Annotated in this window: 23 protein-coding genes; 13 read left to right on the forward strand and 10 right to left on the reverse strand. The window is 64.4% G+C overall.

Translation table 11 applies throughout. The features are described from left to right. The first annotated feature begins 93 nt into the window (after window positions 1-93). Window positions 94-1,638, forward strand: a complete 1,545-nt coding sequence (locus EGD98_RS10345; RefSeq protein WP_220588299.1) for a Cdc6/Cdc18 family protein — start codon at window positions 94-96, stop codon at window positions 1,636-1,638. Between the two features lie 24 nt (window positions 1,639-1,662). Here the strand turns inward: EGD98_RS10345 and EGD98_RS10350 are convergent, their stop codons facing one another. Further along, a complete protein-coding gene (locus tag EGD98_RS10350; protein WP_220588300.1) occupies window positions 1,663-2,286 on the reverse strand; it encodes a S24/S26 family peptidase in 624 nt (207 codons plus the stop codon). 58 nt (window positions 2,287-2,344) lie between these two features. After that, on the reverse strand, window positions 2,345-2,962 hold the full coding sequence (locus tag EGD98_RS10355; RefSeq protein WP_220588301.1) for a S24/S26 family peptidase: 618 nt from the start codon (window positions 2,960-2,962) through the stop codon (window positions 2,345-2,347). 97 nt (window positions 2,963-3,059) lie between these two features. On the opposite strand from EGD98_RS10355, the gene EGD98_RS10360 reads away from it, so the two are divergent. The 3 genes from EGD98_RS10360 (at window position 3,060) to EGD98_RS10370 (ending at window position 6,591) form a co-directional block, all read left to right on the forward strand. After that, on the forward strand, window positions 3,060-4,640 hold the full coding sequence (locus tag EGD98_RS10360) for a DNA-directed DNA polymerase II small subunit (protein ID WP_220588302.1): 1,581 nt from the start codon (window positions 3,060-3,062) through the stop codon (window positions 4,638-4,640). Window positions 4,641-4,959: 319 nt separating this feature from the next. Continuing rightward, window positions 4,960-6,252 carry an O-acetylhomoserine aminocarboxypropyltransferase/cysteine synthase family protein gene (locus tag EGD98_RS10365; protein ID WP_220588303.1) on the forward strand — a complete coding sequence of 431 codons (1,293 nt, stop codon included), beginning with the start codon at window positions 4,960-4,962 and terminating at the stop codon, window positions 6,250-6,252. Window positions 6,253-6,450: 198 nt separating this feature from the next. Further along, the gene (locus EGD98_RS10370; protein WP_220588304.1) at window positions 6,451-6,591 is read left to right on the forward strand and encodes a hypothetical protein; all 141 of its coding nucleotides are present in this window, start codon (window positions 6,451-6,453) and stop codon (window positions 6,589-6,591) included. Window positions 6,592-6,605: 14 nt separating this feature from the next. Here the strand turns inward: EGD98_RS10370 and serB are convergent, their stop codons facing one another. Beyond that, window positions 6,606-7,238, reverse strand: a complete 633-nt coding sequence (gene serB / locus EGD98_RS10375; RefSeq protein WP_220588305.1) for a phosphoserine phosphatase SerB — start codon at window positions 7,236-7,238, stop codon at window positions 6,606-6,608. A 390-nt stretch (window positions 7,239-7,628) separates the two neighbouring features. Here serB and EGD98_RS10380 point away from each other — a divergent pair, with 390 nt between their 5' ends. Further along, complete coding sequence (locus tag EGD98_RS10380; RefSeq protein ID WP_220588306.1) at window positions 7,629-8,582, forward strand: ATP-grasp domain-containing protein; 954 nt, start codon at window positions 7,629-7,631, stop codon at window positions 8,580-8,582. Then, complete coding sequence (locus EGD98_RS10385) at window positions 8,579-9,553, forward strand: zinc metalloprotease (RefSeq protein WP_220588307.1); 975 nt, start codon at window positions 8,579-8,581, stop codon at window positions 9,551-9,553. Before EGD98_RS10380 ends, EGD98_RS10385 begins: the two co-directional genes overlap by 4 nt. Window positions 9,554-9,617: 64 nt before the next feature. Here the strand turns inward: EGD98_RS10385 and EGD98_RS10390 are convergent, their stop codons facing one another. Continuing rightward, window positions 9,618-11,819 (reverse strand): ATP-dependent DNA helicase, encoded by a 2,202-nt coding sequence (locus tag EGD98_RS10390; RefSeq protein ID WP_220588308.1) that lies wholly within the window; start codon window positions 11,817-11,819, stop codon window positions 9,618-9,620. A 348-nt stretch (window positions 11,820-12,167) separates the two neighbouring features. Between EGD98_RS10390 and EGD98_RS10395 the strand changes: the two genes are divergently transcribed. After that, entirely contained in the window at window positions 12,168-12,896 is a 729-nt protein-coding gene (locus EGD98_RS10395) for a hypothetical protein (protein ID WP_220588309.1), read from the forward strand. A gap of 6 nt (window positions 12,897-12,902) precedes the next feature. Here EGD98_RS10395 and EGD98_RS10400 read toward each other — a convergent pair whose 3' ends face one another. The 3 genes from EGD98_RS10400 to EGD98_RS10410 form a co-directional block, all read right to left on the reverse strand. Next, window positions 12,903-14,297: a permease gene (locus EGD98_RS10400; protein WP_220588310.1), complete on the reverse strand. Its 1,395-nt coding sequence runs from the start codon at window positions 14,295-14,297 to the stop codon at window positions 12,903-12,905. Window positions 14,298-14,311: 14 nt separating this feature from the next. After that, entirely contained in the window at window positions 14,312-14,686 is a 375-nt protein-coding gene (locus EGD98_RS10405; RefSeq protein ID WP_220588311.1) for an SHOCT domain-containing protein, read from the reverse strand. A gap of 103 nt (window positions 14,687-14,789) precedes the next feature. Continuing rightward, window positions 14,790-15,770, reverse strand: coding sequence for a cation diffusion facilitator family transporter (locus EGD98_RS10410; protein WP_220588312.1), 981 nt, complete (start codon window positions 15,768-15,770; stop codon window positions 14,790-14,792). A 66-nt stretch (window positions 15,771-15,836) separates the two neighbouring features. On the opposite strand from EGD98_RS10410, the gene EGD98_RS10415 reads away from it, so the two are divergent. Beyond that, complete coding sequence (locus EGD98_RS10415; RefSeq protein WP_220588313.1) at window positions 15,837-16,346, forward strand: metallophosphoesterase; 510 nt, start codon at window positions 15,837-15,839, stop codon at window positions 16,344-16,346. Between the two features lie 64 nt (window positions 16,347-16,410). Then, entirely contained in the window at window positions 16,411-16,542 is a 132-nt protein-coding gene (locus EGD98_RS21020; RefSeq protein WP_268899159.1) for a DUF7859 family protein, read from the forward strand. Window positions 16,543-16,557: 15 nt separating this feature from the next. Here the strand turns inward: EGD98_RS21020 and EGD98_RS10420 are convergent, their stop codons facing one another. Continuing rightward, window positions 16,558-17,298: a hypothetical protein gene (locus EGD98_RS10420; RefSeq protein ID WP_220588314.1), complete on the reverse strand. Its 741-nt coding sequence runs from the start codon at window positions 17,296-17,298 to the stop codon at window positions 16,558-16,560. A 123-nt stretch (window positions 17,299-17,421) separates the two neighbouring features. Between EGD98_RS10420 and EGD98_RS10425 the strand changes: the two genes are divergently transcribed. The 3 genes from EGD98_RS10425 (at window position 17,422) to EGD98_RS10435 (ending at window position 20,920) form a co-directional block, all read left to right on the forward strand. After that, entirely contained in the window at window positions 17,422-18,501 is a 1,080-nt protein-coding gene (locus EGD98_RS10425) for an aminopeptidase (protein ID WP_220588315.1), read from the forward strand. Window positions 18,502-18,872: 371 nt separating this feature from the next. Then, the gene (locus EGD98_RS10430; RefSeq protein ID WP_220588316.1) at window positions 18,873-20,438 is read left to right on the forward strand and encodes a S1C family serine protease; all 1,566 of its coding nucleotides are present in this window, start codon (window positions 18,873-18,875) and stop codon (window positions 20,436-20,438) included. 107 nt (window positions 20,439-20,545) lie between these two features. Beyond that, window positions 20,546-20,920, forward strand: a complete 375-nt coding sequence (locus tag EGD98_RS10435; RefSeq protein WP_220588317.1) for a YccF domain-containing protein — start codon at window positions 20,546-20,548, stop codon at window positions 20,918-20,920. Here EGD98_RS10435 and EGD98_RS10440 read toward each other — a convergent pair. Continuing rightward, the gene (locus EGD98_RS10440) at window positions 20,914-21,918 is read right to left on the reverse strand and encodes a J domain-containing protein (RefSeq protein WP_220588318.1); all 1,005 of its coding nucleotides are present in this window, start codon (window positions 21,916-21,918) and stop codon (window positions 20,914-20,916) included. The genes EGD98_RS10435 and EGD98_RS10440 overlap by 7 nt on opposite strands. A gap of 254 nt (window positions 21,919-22,172) precedes the next feature. Between EGD98_RS10440 and EGD98_RS10445 the strand changes: the two genes are divergently transcribed. Continuing rightward, window positions 22,173-22,445 carry a zinc ribbon domain-containing protein gene (locus tag EGD98_RS10445; protein ID WP_220588319.1) on the forward strand — a complete coding sequence of 91 codons (273 nt, stop codon included), beginning with the start codon at window positions 22,173-22,175 and terminating at the stop codon, window positions 22,443-22,445. A gap of 121 nt (window positions 22,446-22,566) precedes the next feature. On the opposite strand, the gene EGD98_RS10450 is transcribed toward EGD98_RS10445, so the two are convergent. Then, on the reverse strand, window positions 22,567-23,595 hold the full coding sequence (locus EGD98_RS10450; protein ID WP_220588320.1) for a radical SAM protein: 1,029 nt from the start codon (window positions 23,593-23,595) through the stop codon (window positions 22,567-22,569). Window positions 23,596-23,789: the final 194 nt, after the last annotated feature.

Here is a 23,789-nt window from a genome sequence, read left to right on the forward strand (position 1 = left end):
GCCCGGAAGGTGGCCGTAACACGCTCTTCACGTCCGAGCTAGCGGTTCGCAGGCGACACTCCACCTGAAACGGTGGGGTCACAGCTCCCGAGAATGACTGACACAAACGACGACCCGGAGGCGACTATCGACCCGGACGAGGACAGCGACACCTCGGCGGAACTTGGTTCGACAGACGACCAGCCGTCGCCCGACCTGGACGACGTCGTTCTGGACAATCTCGACACTGGCACGGGTGAGGCCTCCGACGAGGCCTCCCGAGGGCTGTTCGACGACCTGCTGGAAGGCGAGCCCATCTTCGAGAACAAGGAGGTGTTGCGACCGTCCTACACGCCCCACAAGCTCCCCCATCGCGAGGAACAGATAAACAACATGGCGACCATCCTCGTCACCGCCCTGCGCGGGGATACGCCGTCGAATATCCTCATCTACGGGAAGACCGGGACGGGCAAGACCGCGAGCGCGAAGTTCGTCAGCGAAGAACTGGAGACCACCTCCCAGAAGTACGAGGTCCCCTGTGAGGTCGAGTATATCAACTGCGAGGTGACCGACACCCAGTACCGGGTGCTGGCCCAGCTCGCGAACAAGTTCATCAACAAGAACGTCGACGTCATCGACGAGCGCATCGCGGAACTGGAAGACCTCCAGGCCCGTGCACGCGAAGACACGAGCGAACTCGACGACAGCGACTACGACTCCCTGGCAGCACTCGAAGACGCCATCGACGACCTCGAAGCCGACAAGGAGGAGTTCGAGGAGGTGCCGATGACGGGGTGGCCGACCGACCGCGTCTACAGCTCCTTCTTCGACGCCGTCGACTACCACGAACGGGTCGTCGTCATCATGCTCGACGAGATAGACAAGTTAGTCGAGAAATCCGGCGACGACACCCTCTACAATCTCTCGCGGATGAACTCCGAACTGGAGAACTCCCGTGTTTCCATCATGGGCATCTCGAACGACCTGAAGTTCACCGACTTCCTGGACCCGCGGGTCAAGTCCAGCCTCGGCGAGGAGGAGATTGTCTTCCCGCCCTACGACGCCAACCAGTTGCGGGACATCCTCCAGGCCCGCGCCGACGTGGCGTTCAAGGGTAACGCACTCACCGACGACGTCATCCCGCTGTGTGCAGCCTTCGCCGCACAGGAACACGGAGACGCCCGCCGGGCGCTGGACCTCCTCAGAACTGCCGGCGAACTCGCCGAGCGCGACCAGATAGACAACGTCGAGGAGGACCACGTCCGACAGGCCCAGGAGAAGATAGAGCTCGACCGCGTGGTCGAGGTGGTCCGCACCCTGCCCACGCAGTCGAAAATCGTCCTCTTTGCCATCATCCTGCTCGAGAAGAACGGCGTCCACAACATCAACACTGGCGAGGTGTTCAACATCTACAAGAACCTCTGTGCGGAGATCGACGCCGACGTCCTCACACAGCGCCGGGTGACCGACCTCATCTCCGAGCTGGATATGCTGGGCATCGTCAACGCCGTCGTCGTCTCGAAGGGCCGCTACGGCCGGACCAAGGAGATCTCCCTGTCGGTCCCGACCGAGGAGACCGAAGCCGTCCTGCTCAGTGATTCCCGGCTGGGCGATATCGACGACGTCCAGCCGTTCGTCCAGGCTCGCTTCGACAACTGACGCCACCTGCCCCGCGTCGAGTCGCTACGCCGCCTGATTCCAGCCCAGTCGAATCTCGCCCAGCAGCGGGACCCGGTACTCGGCGGTGCCGATGACCCACTCGGGCTCGACCGGCTCGCTGATGGGCTCGCTTCCGACCTGGTCGTACTGATTGTTGTTGTCGCCTTTGGTGATGAAGCCGCCACCGTCCTCTGCCGGGCAGTTAGCCAGCTCCTCGCAGTTGTCGGCCCCGCCGAGATGGTCGGGATCTGCCCGGCTGTACCAGTTCTCGCCGTCCTCGACGTAGAACATCGCCCGGTGAATAATGGGTGTTCGTCTGTCGCTTCCATCGGGTTGGAATACGATGACGTCACCGGGGCGCTGGAACTTCGTGTAGCCGTTGGCGTCTGCCGCGGTCACGACACCGTATCTATCGTTCGCCCCGGCGAAGCGCTCTTCCTCCATGACGAACACGAGGTCGCCCTTCTGTATCTGTGGGTCCATGCTCGGGCTCTCGATAGCCACGAGTGGCGGCCAGACGCCACTGACGGTAAAGAGCAGGAGTCCGACCAGGATGACGGCGCCGGCGCTTCCGACGATGTCCAGCCCGTACTGGACGAACTGTGGCGGCTCGTCATCACTGGAAGGTGGCCCGTCGTCACCGGACATTCGTACACCGACTACCGCGAGGCGAGCAATCAACGTTCCGTTGTGGCTACACCCGAACTCACCCGGGTCCCGACAGCCGGACCCACCCCAGTCCGGGGGCCCGAAGCTCGGCGGTCCCGATGACCCATCGGGGTCGGACCACGGTACTCTTGATCGGCTGAACCTGGTCGTACCTCCCGTTGGCGTCCCCTTTCGTGATGAACCCCTCGTGTTTTGCCGGGCAGTTGGTCAGTTCCTCGCAGTTTTCGGCGTCGCCGATGTACTCCGGGTCGGCACGGCTGTACCACTTCTCCCCCGCCTCGACGTAGAACATCGCCCGGTGGATGATGGGTGTCCGCTGGTCGCTCCCGTTGGGAGCGAACACGATGACGTCTCCGGGTCGTCCGAAGCGATTATAGCCGGACGACTCGGCTGTCGCTGCGGTGACCACGCCATCTCTGGCGCCCGGACCCGCAAAGCGCTCTTCTGCCATCACGAACACCATATCCCCCCGTTCCATCTGTGGCTCCATACTCCCGCTCTCGATGGCGACCAGTGGCGGCCAGATTCCGCTGACCGCCAGGACCAACAGCCCGACGAGGAAGACTGTCCCAGCGCTGCCGAGGATGTCCAGCCCGTACTGGACGGACTGTGGCGGCTCGCCGTCACTCGACGCCGACTCATCGGCACCATTCATTCGTGCGTGCGTACCGGGAGACGAACAATCAAAATTCCGCTGTGGCAACCAGTTACCGTCCGCTAGCCTTTTGCGGACCGGCGCGTTGAGAGATACTGTGCCACTCTCGACGCCGGCCCGTATCGTCAGCGAGCTGGCCAGCCGTGGTTACAACGCCGAACCGGCGGCAGTGACGCGTCTGGCCGGCGCGCCGGAGTCAGAGACCGCGCTCGAACGCGCACTGGAAACGATGCCCGACGACGCGCTAAAACTCACCGTCGACCACGTCGATTCGGTACTCGACCGGTCGGAATCGCGTGCCGCCGCCACGTCGACGCCGGGCCAGGACGCCGAGACCGGGGCGAGTGCAGTCACGTCGGCGACCGAACCCGAAGACCCCTCTGTTTCAACTGGAACGGAGCCGCCAAACTCGCCCGACGTGGGGGACGGTGTTCCAGTCGAAACGAAGGGGTCTCGCGACGTTGATATATCTAAGCGTGCCATCGAGGTCGCCAACGACATGACCGGCGACTCGACGGGCACCGGAGAGTACAACGACTTCGTGCAGGTGTTCCGGGACCGCTACGAGAAGCTCGCGAGCAAGCTGCGGGGACGGGTGAACCACCGCCCGACCGACGCCATCGAGAACATGGCCGGGGGAAGCGAGGCCGCCCTCATCGGGATGGTCTCCGATATCCGCTCGACCGCCAGCGGCCACTGGCTGGTCGAACTCGAAGACACCAACGGCACGTTCCCGTGTCTGGTGATGAAAGACCGCCCCATCGCCGACCTTGTCCAGCAGCTCCTGCTGGACGAGGTCATCGCTGTCGACGGAACCCTGGCCGACGATTCCGGAATTTTGTTCGTCGACTCGCTGCACTTCCCGGACATCCCCCGGACCCACAGCCCGTCGACGGCCGACCGACCGGTTCAGGCCGCGCTCATCTCCGACGTCCACGTCGGTAGCCAGGAGTTCATGGAAGACGCCTGGCACCGCTTTACCGACTGGCTCCACACCCCCGAAGCGGAACACGTCGAGTACCTGCTCATCGCCGGCGACATGGTCGAGGGCGTCGGCATCTACCCCGAACAGGACAAGGAGCTGGACATCATCGACATCTACGAGCAGTACGAGCAGTTCTCGGAGTATCTCAAGGAGGTCCCCGGCGACATGGAGATTCGCATGATTCCGGGCAACCACGACGCCGTCCGGCTGGCCGAGCCCCAGCCCGGCTTCGACGAGGAACTCCGGGATATCATGTCCGTCCACGACGCCAGCGTCCACTCGAACCCCGCCCTCGTGACGGTGGAGGGCGTCACCATCCTCATGTATCACGGCGTCTCGCTGGACGAGGTCATCGCGGAACTGCCCGACGAGGAGGCCAGCTACGAGGAGCCCCACAAGGCGATGTACCAGCTCCTGAAAAAGCGCCACGTCGCCCCGCAGTACGGCGGCCACACCCGTCTCGCACCCGAAGACAGGGACTATCTGGTGATGGAGGAGGTCCCCGACGTCTTCCACACCGGCCACGTCCACAAGCTGGGCTGGGGGAAGTACCACAACGTGCTGGCGCTGAATTCGGGCTGCTGGCAGGCCCAGACGGAGTTCCAGAAGTCCGTCAACATCGACCCCGACTCGGGCTACGCGCCCATCCTGGACCTGGACACGCTGGATATGACGGTCCGTAAATTCACCTGAACCTTTTTGCTGCGGGGGGTTCGCGATGCGAACCCCCGCTTGCAAAAACGTTCATGAAAAAGGCCGGAAGCGCGCCAGCGGCGCGCTTCCGGGGAACCGGCGGCGGAGCCGCCGGATGATTTTCTCGACAGCCTGCCCTCCCCCGTCTTCGCGGCACGGAGGCCGCTCACGGCCACTGTGTCGGCGCCGTGGACGACTCGCACCGCTGTCCTGCTTCCCCCGTCACCGACCCAGCCAACATTCACCGCTACCCCGGACCACCAGACTCGTTCGCCGCTCAATAGGGAATTAAGGGGTTCCCCGTCCAGTATCTCTCTGTATGAGCGACGACGACCACGGATTCGAGACAGACGCCCTGCACGTCGGCCAGGAAGAACCGGACAGCGAAGCCCGAGCGCGGGCCCCGCCTATCTACCAGACCACCTCCTACGTCTTTGAGGACGCCGAAGACGCCGCTGCCCAGTTTGCACTCGAAAAACCGGGCCACATCTACTCGCGGCTGATGAACCCCACCGTCGGGCAGCTCCAGGAGCGGCTGGCCACACTCGAAGGCGGGGTGGGTGCTGTCGCCACCGCGTCTGGGATGGCCTCGCTGAACCTCGCGACCTTCCTGCTCGCCGACGTCGGCGACAACGTCGTCACCGCCTCCTCACTCTACGGGGGCACGTACACCTACTACACCCATACTGCGCCACGCAACGGCGTCGAGACCCGCTTCGTCGACACGCTGGATTACGACGCCTACGCCGAGGCCATCGACGACGACACGGCCTACGTCCACTGCGAGACCATCGGTAATCCCGCCCTAGTGACTCCGGACCTCCAGCGGCTGGCCGACATCGCCCACGACCACGGCTGTCCGTTCTTCGTCGACAACACCTTCGCGACGCCGTACCTCTGTAACCCCCTCGAACACGGCGCGGACCTCGTCTGGAACTCCACGACGAAGTGGATACACGGCCACGGGACGACCGTGGGCGGTGTGCTAGTCGACGGGGGTTCGTTCCCCTGGGAGGAGCACGCCGAGAAGTACCCCGAAATCGCCGGCGACAACCCGGCCTACCACGGCGTCAACTTCCAGGAGCGCTTTGGCGACGCCGCCTTCACGTACGCCGCCATCGCCCGCGGGCTGCGTGACCTGGGCTGCCAGCAGTCCCCCTTCGACGCCTGGCAGACGATGCAGGGCCTGGAGACGCTCCCCGCCAGGATGGACCGCCACTGCGACAACGCCATGGCCGTCGCGGAGTTCCTCGACGACCACCCCGAGGTCTCCTGGGTCACCTACCCCGGCCTCTCCGACCACGAGACCCACGAGGCCGCAAGCGAGTATCTGGACGGCGGCTACGGCGGGATGATAACGTTCGGGCTGGAGGCGGGCTACGACGCCGCCCGCTCGACGGTGGAGTCGACCGAGATCGCGAGCCTGCTCGCCAACGTCGGCGACGCGAAGACGCTCATCATCCACCCCGCCAGCACGACTCACCAGCAACTTACCGACGAGGAGCAGGCCGCCGCCGGCGTCAGTGGCGACATGGTCCGGCTCTCCGTCGGGACGGAAGCCGTCGACGACATCATCGCCGACCTCGACCAGGCTATCGCCCAGTCGTCGTAACCGACGACCACATCCTGCTTTTCGAGACCTCACGAACTGACTGACCAATCTAACGGTCTTCGAGCCAATAGAGGATGTATTCTCTCACTTGGCCGAGTTCTATGTTTGCACGTGTATCTTTTTCGCTGATTCTGTGACAATCCAAAGAAAGAAGTCGGTACTGTCCTAACAGTGTCACACATCCACGGAGCTACCCCCATGCCCGTGCTCAAACGACTCACGGACGCGCTCGGCGGCCGGAACGAGTCCTACGTCTGTCGGTTCTGCCGGCTCACATTCGAACGGGAGCGACGCAACTGCCCGGCCTGTGGCTGTGGCACGATAGAACCGGACCGGTAAGGCCGTCGCCGGCGCTACAGCACGTCTCGCTCTTCGAGCAGCGTGTACAGCTCGTCCATCGTCGAGACGGTCACGTCACACGCGGGCTCGACGGCGGGTTTCGGCTCGAAGCCGACGGCCAGTCCGGCGACTTCGAGCATCGGGAGGTCGTTGGCGCCGTCGCCGATGGCGATGGTATCCGACCGGTCCTCGCCGACGATAGCCGTCGCGACTTCCAGGGCGTCGTCTTTGGTGCCCTCGATGAGCGGGCCTTCGACCGCGCCGGTCAGTGCGCCGTCCGCGACCGGCAGGCGGTTGGCGACGATGGCGTCGACCTCGACGCCCTCCGTTTCGAGTGCAGCTTCGACCCCGCGGTCGAACCCGCCGGTCAGAATCGAGACGTAGTGGCCGGCCTCCCGTAGCGCGGCGATGACCTCGGCCGCGCCGGGGCGCAGCTCGACCTCGTCGAAGGCCGCCTGTGCCTGCTCGTCGGGCAGGTCAGCGAGCAGTTCACAGCGCTGGCGAAGGCTCTCGGCGTATTCTATCTCGTTGTTCATCGCCCGCTCGGTGATATCGGCCATGTCCTGGGCGGTGCCGTTCTGGTTGCCCAGCAACACGGTCATCTCCGAGTCGGAGAGGGTCCCGTCGAAGTCGAAGGCGACTAGCATTGCGTGGTGGTTCTGGGCCAAACCTTTCAAACTATCCGGTTTCACCCGGGCGGCGAAAACCGATACACAGTGCTGTTGGAACGGACGTATCGGGGATAAAATGGGTGTGGTTGGCGAGACGTCGCTACGCCAATTCCAAACAGAAATAGGTTGTTCTCCAGAAGTCGCCGTGACACGACGCGTTTTCACGCTCTTCAAGTTCGAAATCGGGGCTCTCGTCCAGGGATTCGATATAGTGGTCTGACATCCCAATATGAAGGTTAGAAATAATAAATAATAAATGTAGTGGTAGAAGAAATTAAATCACTGCGCGACTGCGGCAGTCGCGGGGGTCGTGGATTAGTATCTCACTCGAAAACGCTTATTTTCCTATATCTGAAAATGAAATATATGTCTATTGTCGTCATCGGTCGGGCGGGGTTGGGTGAAATCCAGCTCCTCGAAGCAGCGCTCCGTGACCAGGGTGGTGACCCAATCGTCGTCGACATCTCCGAGTGGCCCGGCGGGGCTCCCATACGGCTCGACCCGGCGAGCGACGAGTTCGTCACGGACGCCCAGTTTTCCCTGGACGATGTCGGCAGCGTCTACGCCCACGCCCCCTCCCTGTTCCGACCAACAGATATCTGCTTCAAGAAACAGTTCGACGACCAGAACCCGTATTCGGCGTTGATACAGCTCAAGGAGTATCGCAGTCTCTTCGAAAGTCTCTGCCGGGTTTTCGAGTCGAACGGCGTTCCCGTGATTCCGAGCGAGTCCACCCACTACCTCCAGGAGCGAAAGCCCTGGCAGCTCCGCCAGTTCGAACAGCGGGACCTTCCGGTTCCAGATACGGTGTTTACCAACGACCCGTCGGTCGTCCGGGAGTTCTGTTCTGCACACGAGCGGGTACTGTTCAAACCAGTATCCCGCGGGGCGGAGCCAAACGTCGTGACCGAGGCGGACCTGGACCCCGAGAAGCTCGCTAACCTCGAGACTGCGCCGGTCCAGTTCCAGGCGTTCGTCCCCGGCGAGGACCTCCGGGTCTACGTTCTCGACGGCGCGGTTGTCGGTGCGACCAGATACGAGAGCGAGGCCTACTCGTTCAAGGTCGCGGACCGGCGCGGCGAGGAGGTCGAGCTGGTCCCGGCGACGCTCTCATCTGAGGTCCGCGAGACAGCACTGGCTGCCGCAGACGCGACCGGACTCACCTTCGGCGCCGTCGATATCCGCCGACGTCCCGATGGCGGGCACGCGCTCCTCGAGGTGAACCAGACCCCCGCGTTCGCCTACGCCGATGCCAACAGCGGCCAGTCTGTGAGCGATGCGCTGGCGAAGTACCTGACGACGACTGCCCACCAACCGTGACGCCCGAGACTGAGACCACGATTCCAGACGGCGAGTTCGGTTTCACCTGGGGAGCCACGGAGTCGCTCTGGTACCTGCTGGACAGTGATGGGGGACTTCGGGGCGTCTCGGAGGACGTCGTCACGATGCTCCGGGACTTGGCCACCGGCGAACTCTCAAGGGACGAACTGCCGGACAATGCGGCCACCGTCCTCGACCGCTTGATAGAGCAGGGGTACGTCCGCCAGAACGGCCCCGTCGAACGGGTGGTCACACCCGACGATATCCGATTCTGGCCACGGGCGGCGCTGTTCCTCGGTCTGGCCTCGGTACTGGTCACCGTCGCCGCGTCACAGATCGGCTCACTTCCGAACAGTGTGAGCGCACTGACCCCGTTCGATATCGTGACTGTCGTGGCCCTCACAATCGTCACGATACTCGTTCACGAGGGGGGCCACTACGTCGCGTCCCGGCCGTACTTCGACCCCTCGCTCCAGCTCTCGACGATGAACGGCATTATCCCGGTCTTGACCACGAAGACCCACGAGGCCTGGATACTTCCCCGTAATGTGCGGCGGTGGATCAGTCTGGCCGGGCCCTTCGTGGAGGTAAGCTTCATCCTGTCGGTCGTCGGCGCCACCGTCGGGGCGGCCGGCTGGACGCTCGGACTCCAGCTCTACGTCATCGGGTCGGTGTTCCGGATTGCCGGCAGTCTCTGTCCACTGTTCCACGGCGACGGCTACTGGCTGTTCGTGGACACGTTCGGACTCGTGAACGTCCGAAAACGTGGCCTGGAGGACTTCCGCGAACGGACGATTTCGGGGCCGTCGGCATACATCGTCGTCTCGTATGCGTTCGCCGGCATCCTCATCTCCGTCTCGTTGATTTCGATGCTCCTCAGGGGCCCGGTCGGTATCGCGGTGGCCGCCGTCTGGGGCCTGGTCGTCCTCTACGCGAAACGGGACCGCCTGCCAGGGGCACAGCTCGGGTGACCCGAAACAGGGACCTCACTCCGTTCGGTCCTGCGAACCGGTGGCGAAGCCACCGGACACGCAGCTACGGCTTCGGCGGTGGCCCGTCGTAGGCGCCCATATCCTGATAGAAGTTCAACAGCGCGAACTTCAACTTCTCGGGGCCGATGTCGACCATCTCCTTGCGCTCCTCGGGCGGGAACCGGCCGCGGACGGCGTAGTCGTGCATCTCCATCTCCGCCGCTTCGGTGTAGCGCTTATCCAGCAGGATGCGCGCGCCGAAGTCCTCTGGCGAGCGGACCACCCGGCCCAGGGCCTGTCTGGTCTTTCTGACAGTGGGAATCTCGACGGCGTAGCGCCAGCCGGCCTCGTCGTCCTTCGAGGCCTCCCGGTGGTCGCCCTCGCCCTCCCCGAACGCGGTCTGGTAGGCGTCCTGGACCGCTTCCATCCGGTCGTCCAGATGGGGATAGGGCACGCCCAGCACGACGACGGTCCGGGCGTCGTCGCCGTCGTAGCTCACGCCCTCGCCCAGCGTCCCCCACAGCGAGGTAAAGAGGACGGCGCCGTCGTCGTCGGTGAAAGCCTCCCGCAGGTCGCGGGCCTGTTTGCCCGGTTCGTCAAGATACCGGGTCCCGGAGACGGCCACCATCTGGTGGTAGCGCTCGGCCTCGCTGTAGGAGGGGCAGAAGACGAGCGTGTTTCCGGGGGTAAAGCGGATGATATCCTCCAGGGTTCGCGCTATCGTGCGCTGGGTCTCGGGGTCGTCCCGTTCGCTGGAAAACAGCGCCGGCCCGGAGACGGCGTAGGTCCGGCGCCGGTCTTCCGGAAACTGGTCGCCGTAGGCCATCGTCACCGGCTCGTCCAGGCCGACGACGTCCTCGGTCACGTCGAAGGGGCGGACGGTGGCGCTCATCAACACGGCGGCGTGCAGATCGTCGAACAGCTCGCGGGTCACCTGCTCCGGGATGCAGGTGTACAGCTCCGCGCGGCCGTAGACCTCGCTCGTGGACTCGTCCCGTCGGACGCTGACGACGGGGTACTGCCCGGTGGCGTCCGATTCGGAGAGCCAGTCGGCCAGAAAGCCCGCTGCCTGGAGCGTCTGGCACTCCTTGCGGGTGTCCAGTTCCCCCTCTTTGAACTGCTCCTCGTAGCGCTCGTCGAGTTCCCGACCGAGGTCCAGCGCCAGGTCGACCTCCTCGTGAAAGCCCGGCCCGCTGTAGGCCTGGAAGAACGAGAGGGTCAGATCGTCCTTCCGGTCGTCGTTCGCGATGGTGATGTCGTCCCAGTGCTCGTCGACGGCCTCGCGGTCGCCAAATCCAAACGAATCCTCGTAGGTCTCGACCAGCGCGTCCCGAAAGGTACCCAGCACGTTCGCGGCGTTCTCGGCTCGCGAGTCCTCGACGCCGGAGAGCTCCTCGATGGCCTGGTCTACGGTGTTCTCGGTCAGCGTACGGCGGGCGTGGTCGCGAGCGGCGGACTCGACGTTGTGGGCCTCGTCGAAGACGGCGATGATGTCCTCGGGGTCCCGGCCGATCCAGCGGAAGAACTGCTCGCGGATGGTCGGGTCCAGCAGGTGATGATAGTTACAGACGACGAGGTCGACGCCCTCCATCCCCTCCTTGAGGAGCTCGTACCCACACAGCCCCCGGTCGCCGGCGTACTCGTAGACGTCGTCGGGCGTGCGCACGTCGTCGTAGAGCCAGGCGTAGAACTCGCTGGTGTCGACGGTGAGGTTCCGGTAGTAGTGGTCACAGGTCGACCGTTCGCTCTCGAGTTCGTCCATCTCTTCCTGGAGGTCCCGCAGCTCCTCGACGACGGCGTTGCGGGCCTCCATCGCCTCGCTGTCACCGTCCTGGCCCGCCGCCAGTAGCTCCCCCTCGCGCTCTTCCAGCTGAGCGATGTCTTCCTCCACGTCGACGAGTTCCCGGGTCGTGTCCCGCAGGGCCTGGCACTCCTCGTAGTCCACGTCGATGTGACACATCGACCCCTTCCCCCGGAAGACGACCGCACGGAGCCGCTCCTGTTCGGTGATGGCGCGGGCGTCCTCGACGAACTGGCGCATCTGCTGGTGGACGTTGGTCGTGATGACGACGGTCTTGCCCGTCTCGCGGGCGTGTTCCAGCGCCGGGACCAGCGACGCGAGCGTCTTCCCCGTTCCGCAGGCCCCCTCGAAGAGCACGTCGTCGCCCTCCCCCAGCGCCTCGTAGATGGTGTCCATCGCCTCCCGCTGGTGGTCGTAGGGCTCCTCGAAGGGGAAAAAGCGTAGATAGCCGTCGTCTGTCGTCACTGGGGGGTAGTTGGCCGCTATCGGGCAAAAGGGTTCGGCCCTAGGAACAGTATGCGATACGTCTGATAGTGGTGCCGGGACCCCGAACCGCCAGAAAGCCCCCGACCGTTCGAGTGCCGATAGGCTCACTTCGCTCGCCTATCGAGGTTTCGTTCGCTTCGCTCACGAAACTGCCGGGGCTCGCTGCGCGCCTCGCTTCGCTCGGTGCTAGCGTCGCCCAGGCTACTCGAACGGTCGGCCCCTTTCAGTCCCACCCGCGGTGATTAGTCAATCGGCTACACGCACCCGTTCCTGGTCGGTCGCCGATACTCCCGGCAGTCACTTGCCTCAGCAGTCCTTCGTTGGGATATGCATCGCTCGCTCGCCGTCGTCACGCTCGTCGTGCTGGCGGGCTGTAGCGGTCTCGGACTCGGGGCAAGCGCCGACGAGCCGACGGTGACGCCGGTCCCCATCACCACGCCGGACGCCTCTGACGTCGACGTTCCCAGAGCCAACGGGAGCGTCGACATCGACCGGGTTCTCGCGCGCCACGACGCGGCCCTTTCGGACCGGAGCTTCCACCGCCGGGTCGTACGCGAGGGACCACAGAACACCAGGGACGTGTGGGTGGACCGCGAGCGCGGCGTCGTGCGGGTCCGGCGGACCCTCGGGCCGGTCGTCGACGACGCCATCCTGTTCGACGGCCGGCGCTACCGGGTGGCCAGCGACGACCCGGACCGGGCCTACACCAGCGAGCCGAGCAACGCCACGGTCCCGTACGTCCCCACCCGGTCCGGCGAGGCCCGCCTCGGACAGGTCCTGCTCGAGGACGGCTACCAGCGGGTCGACACGGTCCGTCGTGGCGGGCGAAACCTGGCGGTCGTCGCCGTCAACGCCACGGGACGGGGGTCCGGGGTGGACCCCTCGATTTCGGCCCAGTCGCGGCTCTACGTCGATAGCGAGGGCGTCATCAGGGAGGTCGACCACTGGGAGCGCCGGCCCGACGGGACCATCGTCTACCTTCGGATGGCGGTCACCACCGATACGGAGCGCGTGCCTGTCCCGTGGTGGGCCGAGGATATCGGAGTGTACGGGTAACCGTCGTCAGTGGTGGTCGTGGGCCGTCCCGTCGGCCGGAACGGAGTGGTCGGCGGTGTACGCACCTGGTGACTCCTCGAAGGTCCGTCGACACGTCGCCGAACAGAAGTGGTAGGTTTCGCCGTCGGCCGCCGCACTGGGTCCGTCATCGCCGACCCGCATCCCACAGACCGGGTCGCGGTACTGGCCGGGCGCGCCCAGCCCACGGCGGTAGACGTACAGCAGGAACCCGGAGAGCCCAAAGGCCAGCAGGTTCAGTACGAGCGTGTAATCGACCACGAAGAACTCCTGTTCGGTGGCCGTCTCGCCGCCGGCGAGGTCCGGGACGATGCCCAGCAGGTCGAACAGCTGTTCCATCAGGAACCCGGTAAACGCCATCGTCACGAAGAAGACGCCGAGGATGTACAGCATCACTTTCCAGCCGTAGTACTTCCGGTAGACGTTCAGGACTGGAATCGTGATGAGGTCGGCGTAGACGAACGCGATGACGCCGGCGAAGCTGACACCGCCGCCCCAGAGTGCGACGGCGAACGGGACGTTGCCCATGCTGCCGACGAAGCTCACCACGGCGATAGCAACCCCCATCACGGCGTTCTCGGCACTCACGAGGACCCCGTCGCCGCCGAGGAACAGGCTGTTCCACACCCACTGTGGGACGAAGACGATGACGAACCCGGATATCAGGAAGCCGGCGACGACGTCCGTCCAGAGCATCGACCACTCCTTGCGGTACTGGTTCGCGACTTTGTACCAGCCGCCCCACGAGCGCAGTTCCTCGCGCCAGCTTCCCCGCCCCGCGACCGCCTGCTCGTAGGTCTCCAGACAGCCCGGCGAACAGAATTTGAGCGTCTCCCCACCGTCCGTGACGACGGTGTACTCGTCTTTGCCCTCCATCCCACAGGTCGGGTCCTCCGTGGTGCCGGCCTCGCGGTCGCGTTCGGCCAGCTCCTCGCGAACCCGCTCGAAGAGCGTCTCGGGCAGCGTCAGGTGGACCAGCAGCGCCATCACGGCGATGAGTATCAGTCCACCGAGCAGTTCGGCCAGCAGGAACTCCCAGCCCAGCAGGACGAGTATCATCAGCCCCAGTTCGACGATGAGGTTGGTCGACGCGAACATAAAGGCGAGGAACGGGACGACGTGGGCCCCCTTCTTGAACAGTCCCTTGCCGATGGCGACGGCGCCGAAGCTACAGCCGCTGCTGGCCGCGCCGAACAGCGTCGCTCGCGTGACGCCCCGAACGTCGCCGCGGCCGAGGAGCTGGGCCATCCGTTCTTTCGAGACGTACACCTGAACGAGGCTGGTGATGACAAGTCCCATGATGATGGCCCAGGCCGCCGTCCAGAGGAAGCCGACGCCGATGCGGAGCGCTTCGAGCACGCTGTCGATGAGTATCATCTGCATCCCGATTCACCGGCCTAGGGCTCCCCGCGCTGCAGCGTCTGCCGCCGCCGTTCGAACTCTTCGTCGTCGATGTCGCCCCGGGCGTACCGCTCTCGGAGCGCCGACATCGCGTCGTCGCTGCCGCCGCCGTTGCTGGCCCCGTCTGCACTCCTGTAGAGGGCGTAGGCGGCGACGCCGCCGAGCAGGAGGAGCGCGGGCCACAGGAGCCAGACGCCCCAGCCCATGCCCCAGCCCATCCCGCCGTGGGTCCCCATCCAGCCGTCGTGGTGGTGCCTGCCGTCGTCACCGGAGTGGGCGGCGGCCGGACCGGTGGCCGCGAGCACGACGACCAGCGCGACGAGCGCGAGCCGGACGATACGACCGAGCGCCGCTCCCGAACTGTCGTTCATACTAGTGGATACACGGTGCTCGTTCACCACTGTTGTCGTTCAGAATCGAAAGGTCACCGGCGGCAAAACTGTGGGTTCAAAACCGTCGTGCGGACCGCTCGTTTCAGGCCGCTTCCGGGACCGCTTCGGGCTCGATGTACACCTTGCGGATGTCGCCGTTGGTGGCTTTCAGTTCGTCCTCGATAGCCGTAATCGCGTCGTCCATCGCCTCGGTCTCGAGGCCGTCACGGAAGGCGATATCCGCGGAGACGATGACTTCGTTGGGACCGAAATACACCGTCCGGAAGTCGACGATGGATTCGACGTGCTCGTTACTGGTGATGACGTCACGCAGTCGCTTGCCCTCGTCTGCGGGGAGGCTCTCGCCCAGCAGGAGCCGCTTGTTCTCCCAGGCCAGCGCCAGGGCAAAGCCCATCAGCATGATACCGATGAGCACCGCCGAAATCTGGTCGTAGACGGGGTTGTCGGTCAGCTGTGCGAGGACGAGCCCCACGAGCGCGATGACGATACCCAGCAGCGCGATGGTGTCCTCGGTCAGTGCGGTCAGCGTCGTCACGTCGCTGGTCTTGCGGAACGCCTCCCGGTAACTGTCCCAGTCGTTGCGTTTCATCTGCCGTTGCATCTCCGCGCGGGCCTTGTACAGCGCCCACGTCTCGAAGGCAAAGGCGCCCAGCAGGACCGTGTAGTTCACCCATACCGGGTCGAGCCACGCCGGCGGCGTGTACTGGATAAAGAGGAAGTCGATGCCGCCGCTGCCCCCGCCGTGGCCGCCGTGGCTGGTAATCTCGCTGTAGCCGTGTTTCAGGCTCTCCCAGCCCGCGATACCGAACAGGAACACCGAGACCAGAAAGCTGTAGAAGAACTGTGATTTGCCGTAACCGAAGGGGTGCTGTCGGGTGGCTTTCCGCTCGGAGTAGCGGATACCGATGAGGAGGAACACCTGGTTGCCAGTGTCGGAGAGAGAGTGGTAGGTCTCCGACAGCATCGCTGCGCTCCCGGTCAACAGGAAGCCGAAGAACTTCAGGATAGCAATGGCTCCGTTGGCGACCAGGGCGGCTAAGACGACTGATTTGCTGCCTGCCATTATCACCCCCTCACGATGCCGGGTGAAAGTGGTTCTGGATTTATATCTGGAGCAGAAAGGAAGCGTATGCTCACCGTCATCTCCGATACGCACGGCACCGACTCCCACCGACTGACTGGCCAGACCCTCGATGCGGTCCGGGCCGCCGACCACGTGGTCCACGCCGGGGATTTCACGACCGAAGCCGTCTACGACGCTATCCAGGCTGAGGCCGCCGGGCTGACTGCGGTCGCCGGCAACAACGAGCGGCCGGCGCTGCGGGAACGCCTGCCTGCCGAGGCGACCGTCGAGTGGGCCGGCCACCGTCTCCTGGTCGTCCACGGCCACCGCCACTCCGACACCGCCCTGGCCATGCTCGCCCGTCAGGAGGACGCGGATATCGTCGTCGTCGGCCACTCCCATCGGCCCGAACTCGGCGAGCTGGACGGTCGGTTGCTCGTCAATCCGGGGAGCTACGCCGACCCGCGCCGCTACCGCCCGGCCCACGCCGAACTCGACGTCGACGAGGGGGCGCTTCGGGTCCGCCTGCGTTCGCCCGACGGGGAAGTTTTCGAGACGGTCACGCGGCCACGGTGAGCCGACCCGATACGCGCCACGCCACCCCGAAACCTCTTTGTCCGGTGGCCGTCAACCGCCGGCTATGATAGAGGTCGGGCTGCTCACGTGGGTGCTTCTCGCGCTCGTCCTGGGCTTTTTCTTCTTCATGTACCTGATGGTCAGACGGTCCATCCTCGGGTTCAAAGAGGGGATGCAGGGCGGCCGCGAGAAGTAACCGTGCGCTCGCGGACTAGAACGTCAACGTCACCGACTGCGCCTCGGTAATCGTGACGGTCTTTTCTCTCGTCTCCCCTTCGTAGTCGGCGCTGAACGTCACCTCGCCGGTCAGTTCGATGGGGTCGCCGCTGACGACCGCATTCCCGCCCGTCACCCCGTCGTTCGTGTGCGAGATGAATACCTTCACCTGGTCTGTCAGGTCCTCGCCCTCCGCCGTCTCGACGGTCACGTCCACTTTGTAGGCCTCTGGCAAGCTAATTTCGCCCAGGTCGGTGTCCGATGTAAACGAGAGTTTGTCTATCACGTAGACGTCGGGCACCCCGTCGATCGAGTCACCGTAACCACTCTCGCGAACCACTGTGTAGTCGAGGCCCGAAGTGAGTTCCGCCGAGAACGTGCCGTCCTCCTCGGGTGAGACGATCTCCGGGTACTCGGGGATAGTCAGGAAGTCTATCTGCCCCGACGTCACCGGTGACCCCGACGGTCCGACCAGCGACCCGGAGACGGTAACCGACTCGTCCTCAGAGGGCGTCTCCGTCTCGGAGGGCGTCTCCGTCTCGGAGGGCGTCTCCCCCGGCGTGTCGGTTCCGCCCATCGATTCTGGCTCTGTCTCCTTGACCTGACTGTCAGTCTCTGGGTCACTCTCCTCGGTTCCCTCGCCATTGCTGCCACCGAAACACCCCGCCAGTCCGCCAACACCGGCGACGCCGGTGGCAGCGAGGAACTGACGACGCAACATTGTCTGCCTCTCCATATTCCTTCCTTCTGAGTCTGTAATAAAATTGTTCTGGTGAGCGGTTCAATTTGTGTGCCACTCCGCGACCAAATCTCTCTGCGGTCCCGAAAATGGTTTGGCCGCGACGCCGGAGTTGCAGGTATGGACCCGCGAATCCGCGAACACGCGTCCGTCATCGTCGACCACTCCATCGACCTCTCCGAGGGCGACGACCTCGTCATCGACGCCCATCCCGTCGCCGAGGACCTCGTCGTCGCGCTCCACGAACTCGCCGCCGACCGCGGTGCGAACCCGCTCGTCGTCCAGGACCGGCTGGGCGAGCGCTATCAACGGGCCTTCCTCCGGAACCGCGACGAGTTCGAAACGCCCGGCCACATGGAGGCGCTGTACGAGGCGATGGACTGCTATATCGCCATCCGAGCGAACGCGAACGTCACCGAGACCAGCGACGTCGACCCCGAGACCAACGCCGCCTACCAGCAGGCGATGCAACCGCTGCTCGCCGAGCGGCTGTCGAAGCCGTGGTGTCTCACCCAGTACCCGGCCGCGGCCAACGCCCAGCTTGCGGGGATGTCCACCGAGGCCTACGAAGACTTCGTCTGGGACGCCGTCAACAAGGACTGGGACGCCGTTCGGGAACACCAGTCACAGATGGTCGACATCTTAGACCCCGCAGACGAGGTCCGCATCGTCTCCGGCGAACGGACCGACGTGACGATGTCCGTCGCCGGCAACCCGACGCTCAACGACTACGGCGAGAAGAACCTCCCCGGCGGCGAGGTCTTCACCGCGCCCGTCGCCGACAGCGTCGAGGGCGAGGTCCTCTTCGACAAACCCCTCTACCACCAGGGCCGGGAGATTACCGACGTTTTCCTCCGGTTCGAGGGCGGCGACGTGGTCGAACACAGCGCCGGCAAGAACGAGGACTTGCTGTCGGAAGTCCTCTCGACCGACGAGGGCGCGAGCCGGCTGGGCGAGCTCGGCATCGGGATGAACCGCGACATCGACCGCTTTACCTACAACATGCTGTTCGACGAGAAGATGGGCGACACCGTTCACATGGCCGTCGGTCGCGCCTACGAGGAGACCGTCGGCGAGGACAACGAGCAGAACGACTCCGCGGTCCACGTCGACATGATCGTCGACATGAGCGAGGAGTCGTTCATCGAGGTGGACGGGGAGAAAGTGCAGGAGGATGGGACGTTCGTGTTCGAGGAGTAGCGAGGTCGCGAACAGCGAGGGACCGTCGGTCCCTCGGGCAGTCGGGCGGCAGCGCCGCCCGACGACGTAGTGAGCGACCTCGAACCGGAGCGGGGAGCGAAGCGACCCGCGGAGGAGTAGCGAGAAAGCGACCGCAGGGAGCTTTCTCGGATTGCGAGCGGGGAACGGCGTGACCCGCGAGCAGTAGCGAGGTCGACCAACGGGAGACCTCGAACCGTAACGGCGAACGCAGTGAGCCGTGGAGGAGTAGTCCGTCTTCGCCACTGTCTGTGTGCGTTTTGAAGAAATGTCGAACCGCGCTATCGAGCGGATACTTATCGCTAGTGGACAAACAAAAAATTACTTTATATCTTCGATAATAATAGGCGGGCATGGACCGGTCCTTCGATGGATTTTCCCGCCGTGAGGCACTCGGGGTGTTCTCGGGTGCGTTAACTGTGGGGATTAGCGGCTGTAGCGACCTGGGGAGCGAGGAGACGCCAGCGACGACGTCGGCGGCGGCGACGCCGGAACAGACGGCCACGCCGACAGCGCCGATGGACAAACCCACCATCGAACGCCAGACGGTTCTCCGGGACAAGGCCGCGATTCCGAATATCCGGTGGACGGTCTCCGGCACGATCGAGTGGCCGGAGGCCGAGTACTACGACCGGGTCCAGGAGCCGCTTCTCGGGACGTGGGAGCGAGAGGGTACGGAACTCCAGTTCAACGACGACCTGACGTTTTCGTACCGTGAGTCCGGTCAAGAGGCCACCGGAACGTACGAGACGTACCCGCCCGAGCAGCTTCTTCGGGTCACATATTCTGACGGAAGCGAGTACGAACGGCGCTACGAGATCGACACGGATGGGGGAACGCCTGTTCTCGAGCTCTCGGAGCCAGACGGATCAGGGACCGAACAGTTAGAGCAAACTGTCGACGGCGAGGACGGTCGTAGCTCAGTCGTCGAGATAATCAGGGATTACGGCGTGTACGCAGCCGAGGACGCCGAGACGAACTCCAGAGACCTCACCGCGGGAGCGACGGGGTCGGGGTTTATCGTCAGTCCGGACGGCTACGTCGTGACGAACGCTCACGTCGTCGGCACCGACAAAGACCCCGAGGAGCAGATTTACTACCAGCTCGCGGCCGAAACACGACAGGCCATACAGGGGGAACTGGCAGGCGACGACGACCTCAGCGAGAGCGAGCAACAGGAACTGACCGACATTTTCACGACCAAGTTAAACGATTACTACGCAGAGAAGTCCACTGTCGCCTCGGTCTCGACGAGCGTCGGCGTCCTCAGTGGCACCGCGACGCCGGACGAGGAGTTCAGCGCCAAGAGCTGGTCGGCGTCCGTCGAGACGACCGGCTCTGTCTACGAAGAGGTCGACGGCGAGACGACGTGGGGCCGGGACATCGCCGTTCTCAAAGTCGACGTGGACCACCCGCTCCCGACCGTCCGGCTGGGCGACTCTACCGGACTCGGAACCGGCGCGGACCTGTTCGTCATCGGCTATCCGACTATCGGCATCGAGTCCCTGTTCACGGACCGCAATACAACGCTGGAGCCGTCTCTGTTCTCCGGTGTCGTCAGTGCACGGCGAACGCTGAAATCCGACGTGGAGACGATTCAGACCGACGCCGCGATCAACAGCGGCAACAGCGGCGGTCCGGTGTACAACAGCGACGGGGAAGTCGTCGGCGTCGCGACGTTCGGGCCCGCGGACTCCAGCATCGAAGATACGGGCTTTGCCCTCCCCATCGAAACCGCGACGGAATTCCTCGAAGAACTCGGTGTCGAGCCCGAACAGAGCGAGCTCTCGACGACCTACCAGGAGGGGTTGAACGCGCTGTGGCGAGACGACTGCGAGACGGTCGACGAGAAGATGAACGACGTGCTGGATATGTGGTCGGACCACCCGTACGCCGAGGATATCAAAGGCGAGTGCTGAGTCGTCGTCGCTGAACCGCCGGATTTCCGGTGGACGGACTGATACGGCCAGACGACACGCGAGAGTCTGGACGCGCTACTTATCCCCGTCTGTGCCCTACATGTCGTATGGCTGACCAACCTTCGCTCCTCGTCCGCGCCGTCTGGTTCCTCCTCGTGGGCTGGTGGCTCACCGGCCTCTGGCTCTCCGTCGCCTGGCTGTTGAACGTCACCATCATCGGCATTCCGCTGGGTATCAAGATGATAAACTGGGTCCCGTACGTCCTCTCGCTGAAGAAACGCGAGCGGTACGTCGAGGCAGGCGCCGGCAAATCACAGTACTCCATCCCGGTCCGGGCCGTGTGGTTCCTCCTGGTCGGCTGGTGGGCCAGCGGCGTCTGGACCGGTGTCGCCTACACGCTGACGCTCTCTATCGTCGGCATCCCGCTTGCCGTGTGGATGTACGGCAAGCTCCCCTTCGTGGTGTCGCTGTACAACTACTGAGACTGGTCGGTCGAACGCTCGCCGTCCCGAACCGCCGTCCCGTACGCGATACCGGCTGCCGTCGCAATGATTGGGAGGGCAAGCAGCATATCGATTCCCAGCGGGCTGTACGACGCGATACCTGGCATCGTTCCCGAGAGGGAATACACCGGCCCGACCGGCAGGACACCGACGGCGGAGAGTCCGAGCAGGCCGGTCGTCCCCGTCGTCGAGAGCGGGTACCGGCTTCCGGCCCATGCCAGCCCACCCAGCCCCGCGACGAAGGTCACAGCCGTCGCCATCGGCAGTAGCGACGCGGTCCCGACGAGTGCGAGCAGAAAGGCGAGATACACCATCGACCCGATACCCGCTGCATACCCCATTCGCACCACCAGTGGCCCGTTCGTCTGTTCGGCATCGTCGGCCGTGGTCCCTGCCTGGTCTGTGGCCGCTGCCTGGTCTTCGCTCCCTCGGGACCGGCTCCGACCTGTACGGTTGCGTGTTCGCTCCCTGCGCCGGGCGGCGCTTCTGGACCCGCTTCCGCTGACACCATCGGCGGTCCACGAGGCACCGTGTCGACTCGTCGCGGACTCGTACTGCCATTCGCCGTCGGCTGCCCGCTCGTCTCGCTCGCGGTTCACCCACTGGTCGGCCTGTCCTGGTGTCGACCGCGAGCGCTCGGACCACTGTGAGTCGGACTCGCTTGCACGTGCCGTCTGCTCGGTACGGGACCGTCGGTCGGTTTGCCCCCGACCCGCGTCGGCCCAGTCGGGCCGCTGTCGCTGCCGCCGCTGTCCGGAGTCCCCAGAGCCCGCCCGGTCGCCGGTTCTCTCTCGCTGTCGGAACTGTTCGAGGGTCTCTTTCGCTTCCTGGACCTTGCGGAACTTGCCTGCCGCCTCCGGGTCGTCGGTCACGTCGGGGTGGTGCGTTTTCACCTTCTGCCGATACGCCGCTTCCAGTTCCTCGTCGCCGTCGGAAATCGACACCCCGAGAATCTCACGGGCCCGGTCCGTATCCATCTAGAATCGCTCCATCGTGCGGACGCAGATCGCCCCAGCCAGACCGAAACCGCTCGCTATCATTGCTCCCATGCCGAGTATCCGTCCGTTCTGGATACTGGTAAGAGGGACCTGACTTATAAAATTTTTCGAGAAAAATATAAAATTAACTATCGGTATCTGTGTCCGCCGCCGCATCTCGACAGGTGACAGCGGAAGATACCGACGGCCCTCGACGCCGACGGATTCTCCACGGTGGAGGCCTATGGTAGCCCATGGCACTCGGCCAGCTCGAACTCGCTTTGCGCGTCCTCGCGGGCCTGTTCGTCATCGTCGCGCCGACGCTGCTCTTTCTCGGCCTCTGGCGCGGCCTGCAGTCGATGCAGGACGACGCGCTCGTCCGGCGGGTCAGAGAGCGCGCCGAGGCCGACGACGCCTCGGGACTCTCGCTCAGCCCCACGGCCTCGCCGGACTCGCCGGTCGTGACCTGTCCGACCTGTGGCGCTGGTAACCGCGACGACACCGCCTACTGTCGACAGTGCCTCTGAACCTTTTTCTGCGTCGGGTTCGCGCAAAGCGCGAACCGCTCCTCGAAAAACGTTCGCGAAAAAGGCCGGTGGCTCACTCCGTTCGCCACCGGGGAAACGGCTCCCTTCGGTCGCCGTACACTCAGTCGTCCGCGGTCGCCCGGCTCCCGCCCGCCCCGCCCGACAGTGGCGTTCGCTCCACGACCGTCCCGTCGTAGGTCGGATACTGCTCGACGATTTCGCCTTTGGGCACGTCGCCCTCCTCGACCATCTCCTCTAAGAGCCACCAGGCGAGTTCGACGTGCTCGGACTTGGCGACGTAGAACTCCTCGGGGACGCCCAGTTCGTCGAGGCGGGCCTCGCTCACCCATGCCTTTCCATACACGAGCGTGCCGTCCTCGGTGACGTCGTCGAACTCCCGGCGGATGTTCTCGGCCATCCGCTTCAGTCGGGAGCGGTGCTGGGCGGCGTCTTTGAAGACGCTGGTACAGAAGTAGACCTTCTCGTGGTCACCCATCTGTTCGAGGATGTCGTGAGAGCCCTCGACGGCGCTCATGTGGTCTTCCTTGAGCTCGAACCCTTCCTCCTGCATCCGGCGGTAGTTGCCGTCGGACATCTCGAACTCGTTGATGTTACAGAAGTCCGCGGCGCCCTCGTCGAGGAACTCCAGGAACTCCGGTTCGGCGCGGATGCCGGGAATCTCGAAGGCCGGGGTGAGTCCTTCCTCGCGGGCGATGTAGAGAATCTCCTCCCACTCGGTGCCGTGCATATCGCCCCACAGCTCCAGTGGCGGGTGGAAGCGAATCTCGTCCAGGCCCGCCTCGCTGAGCCGGCGCATATTCTCGCGACCGCCGGTGATACCGGTGTAGAGGTGCGTGTGGTGGTCCTCGCCGAACTCGTCTTTGAGCAGTTCCAGATAGTGACAGGTCCGGTCGAGTACCTCCTGTGGTTCGCCGCCCGTAATCGAGGTGCCCAGCGCGCTCATGCGCTTTGCCTCCTCGATGACGTCGCTGTCGTCCTCGATGGGACGCTCGTTGGCGTACATCTGGGTGACGTTCTTGCGGTTCTCCCCGAGAGGGCAGTAGAAACAGTCCCGCTGGTCGCAGTAGCCGTAGACAAAGAGTACCATCTTGCCGCCTTTGGCGCACTGCTCGCAGCCCTCGGAGATCATTGAGTACCAATCCTTGCTCGTGGAGTGACAAAAAGCGTGCGAAACTGGCCGCACGGATGGCGTCGCTCAAACCGGGGTTTGAGCGAACGTCGCCTATAGGGTCCGCACCCGTGTCGGCCCACGTATGGTCGACGGTAACTCCCGACGCTCGTACATCAAACTGCTCGCGGCGGGCGCTGGAACCGCGCTGGCGG

Source organism: Haloarcula salinisoli (genome assembly GCF_019599405.1).
GTDB lineage: Archaea > Halobacteriota > Halobacteria > Halobacteriales > Haloarculaceae > Haloarcula > Haloarcula salinisoli.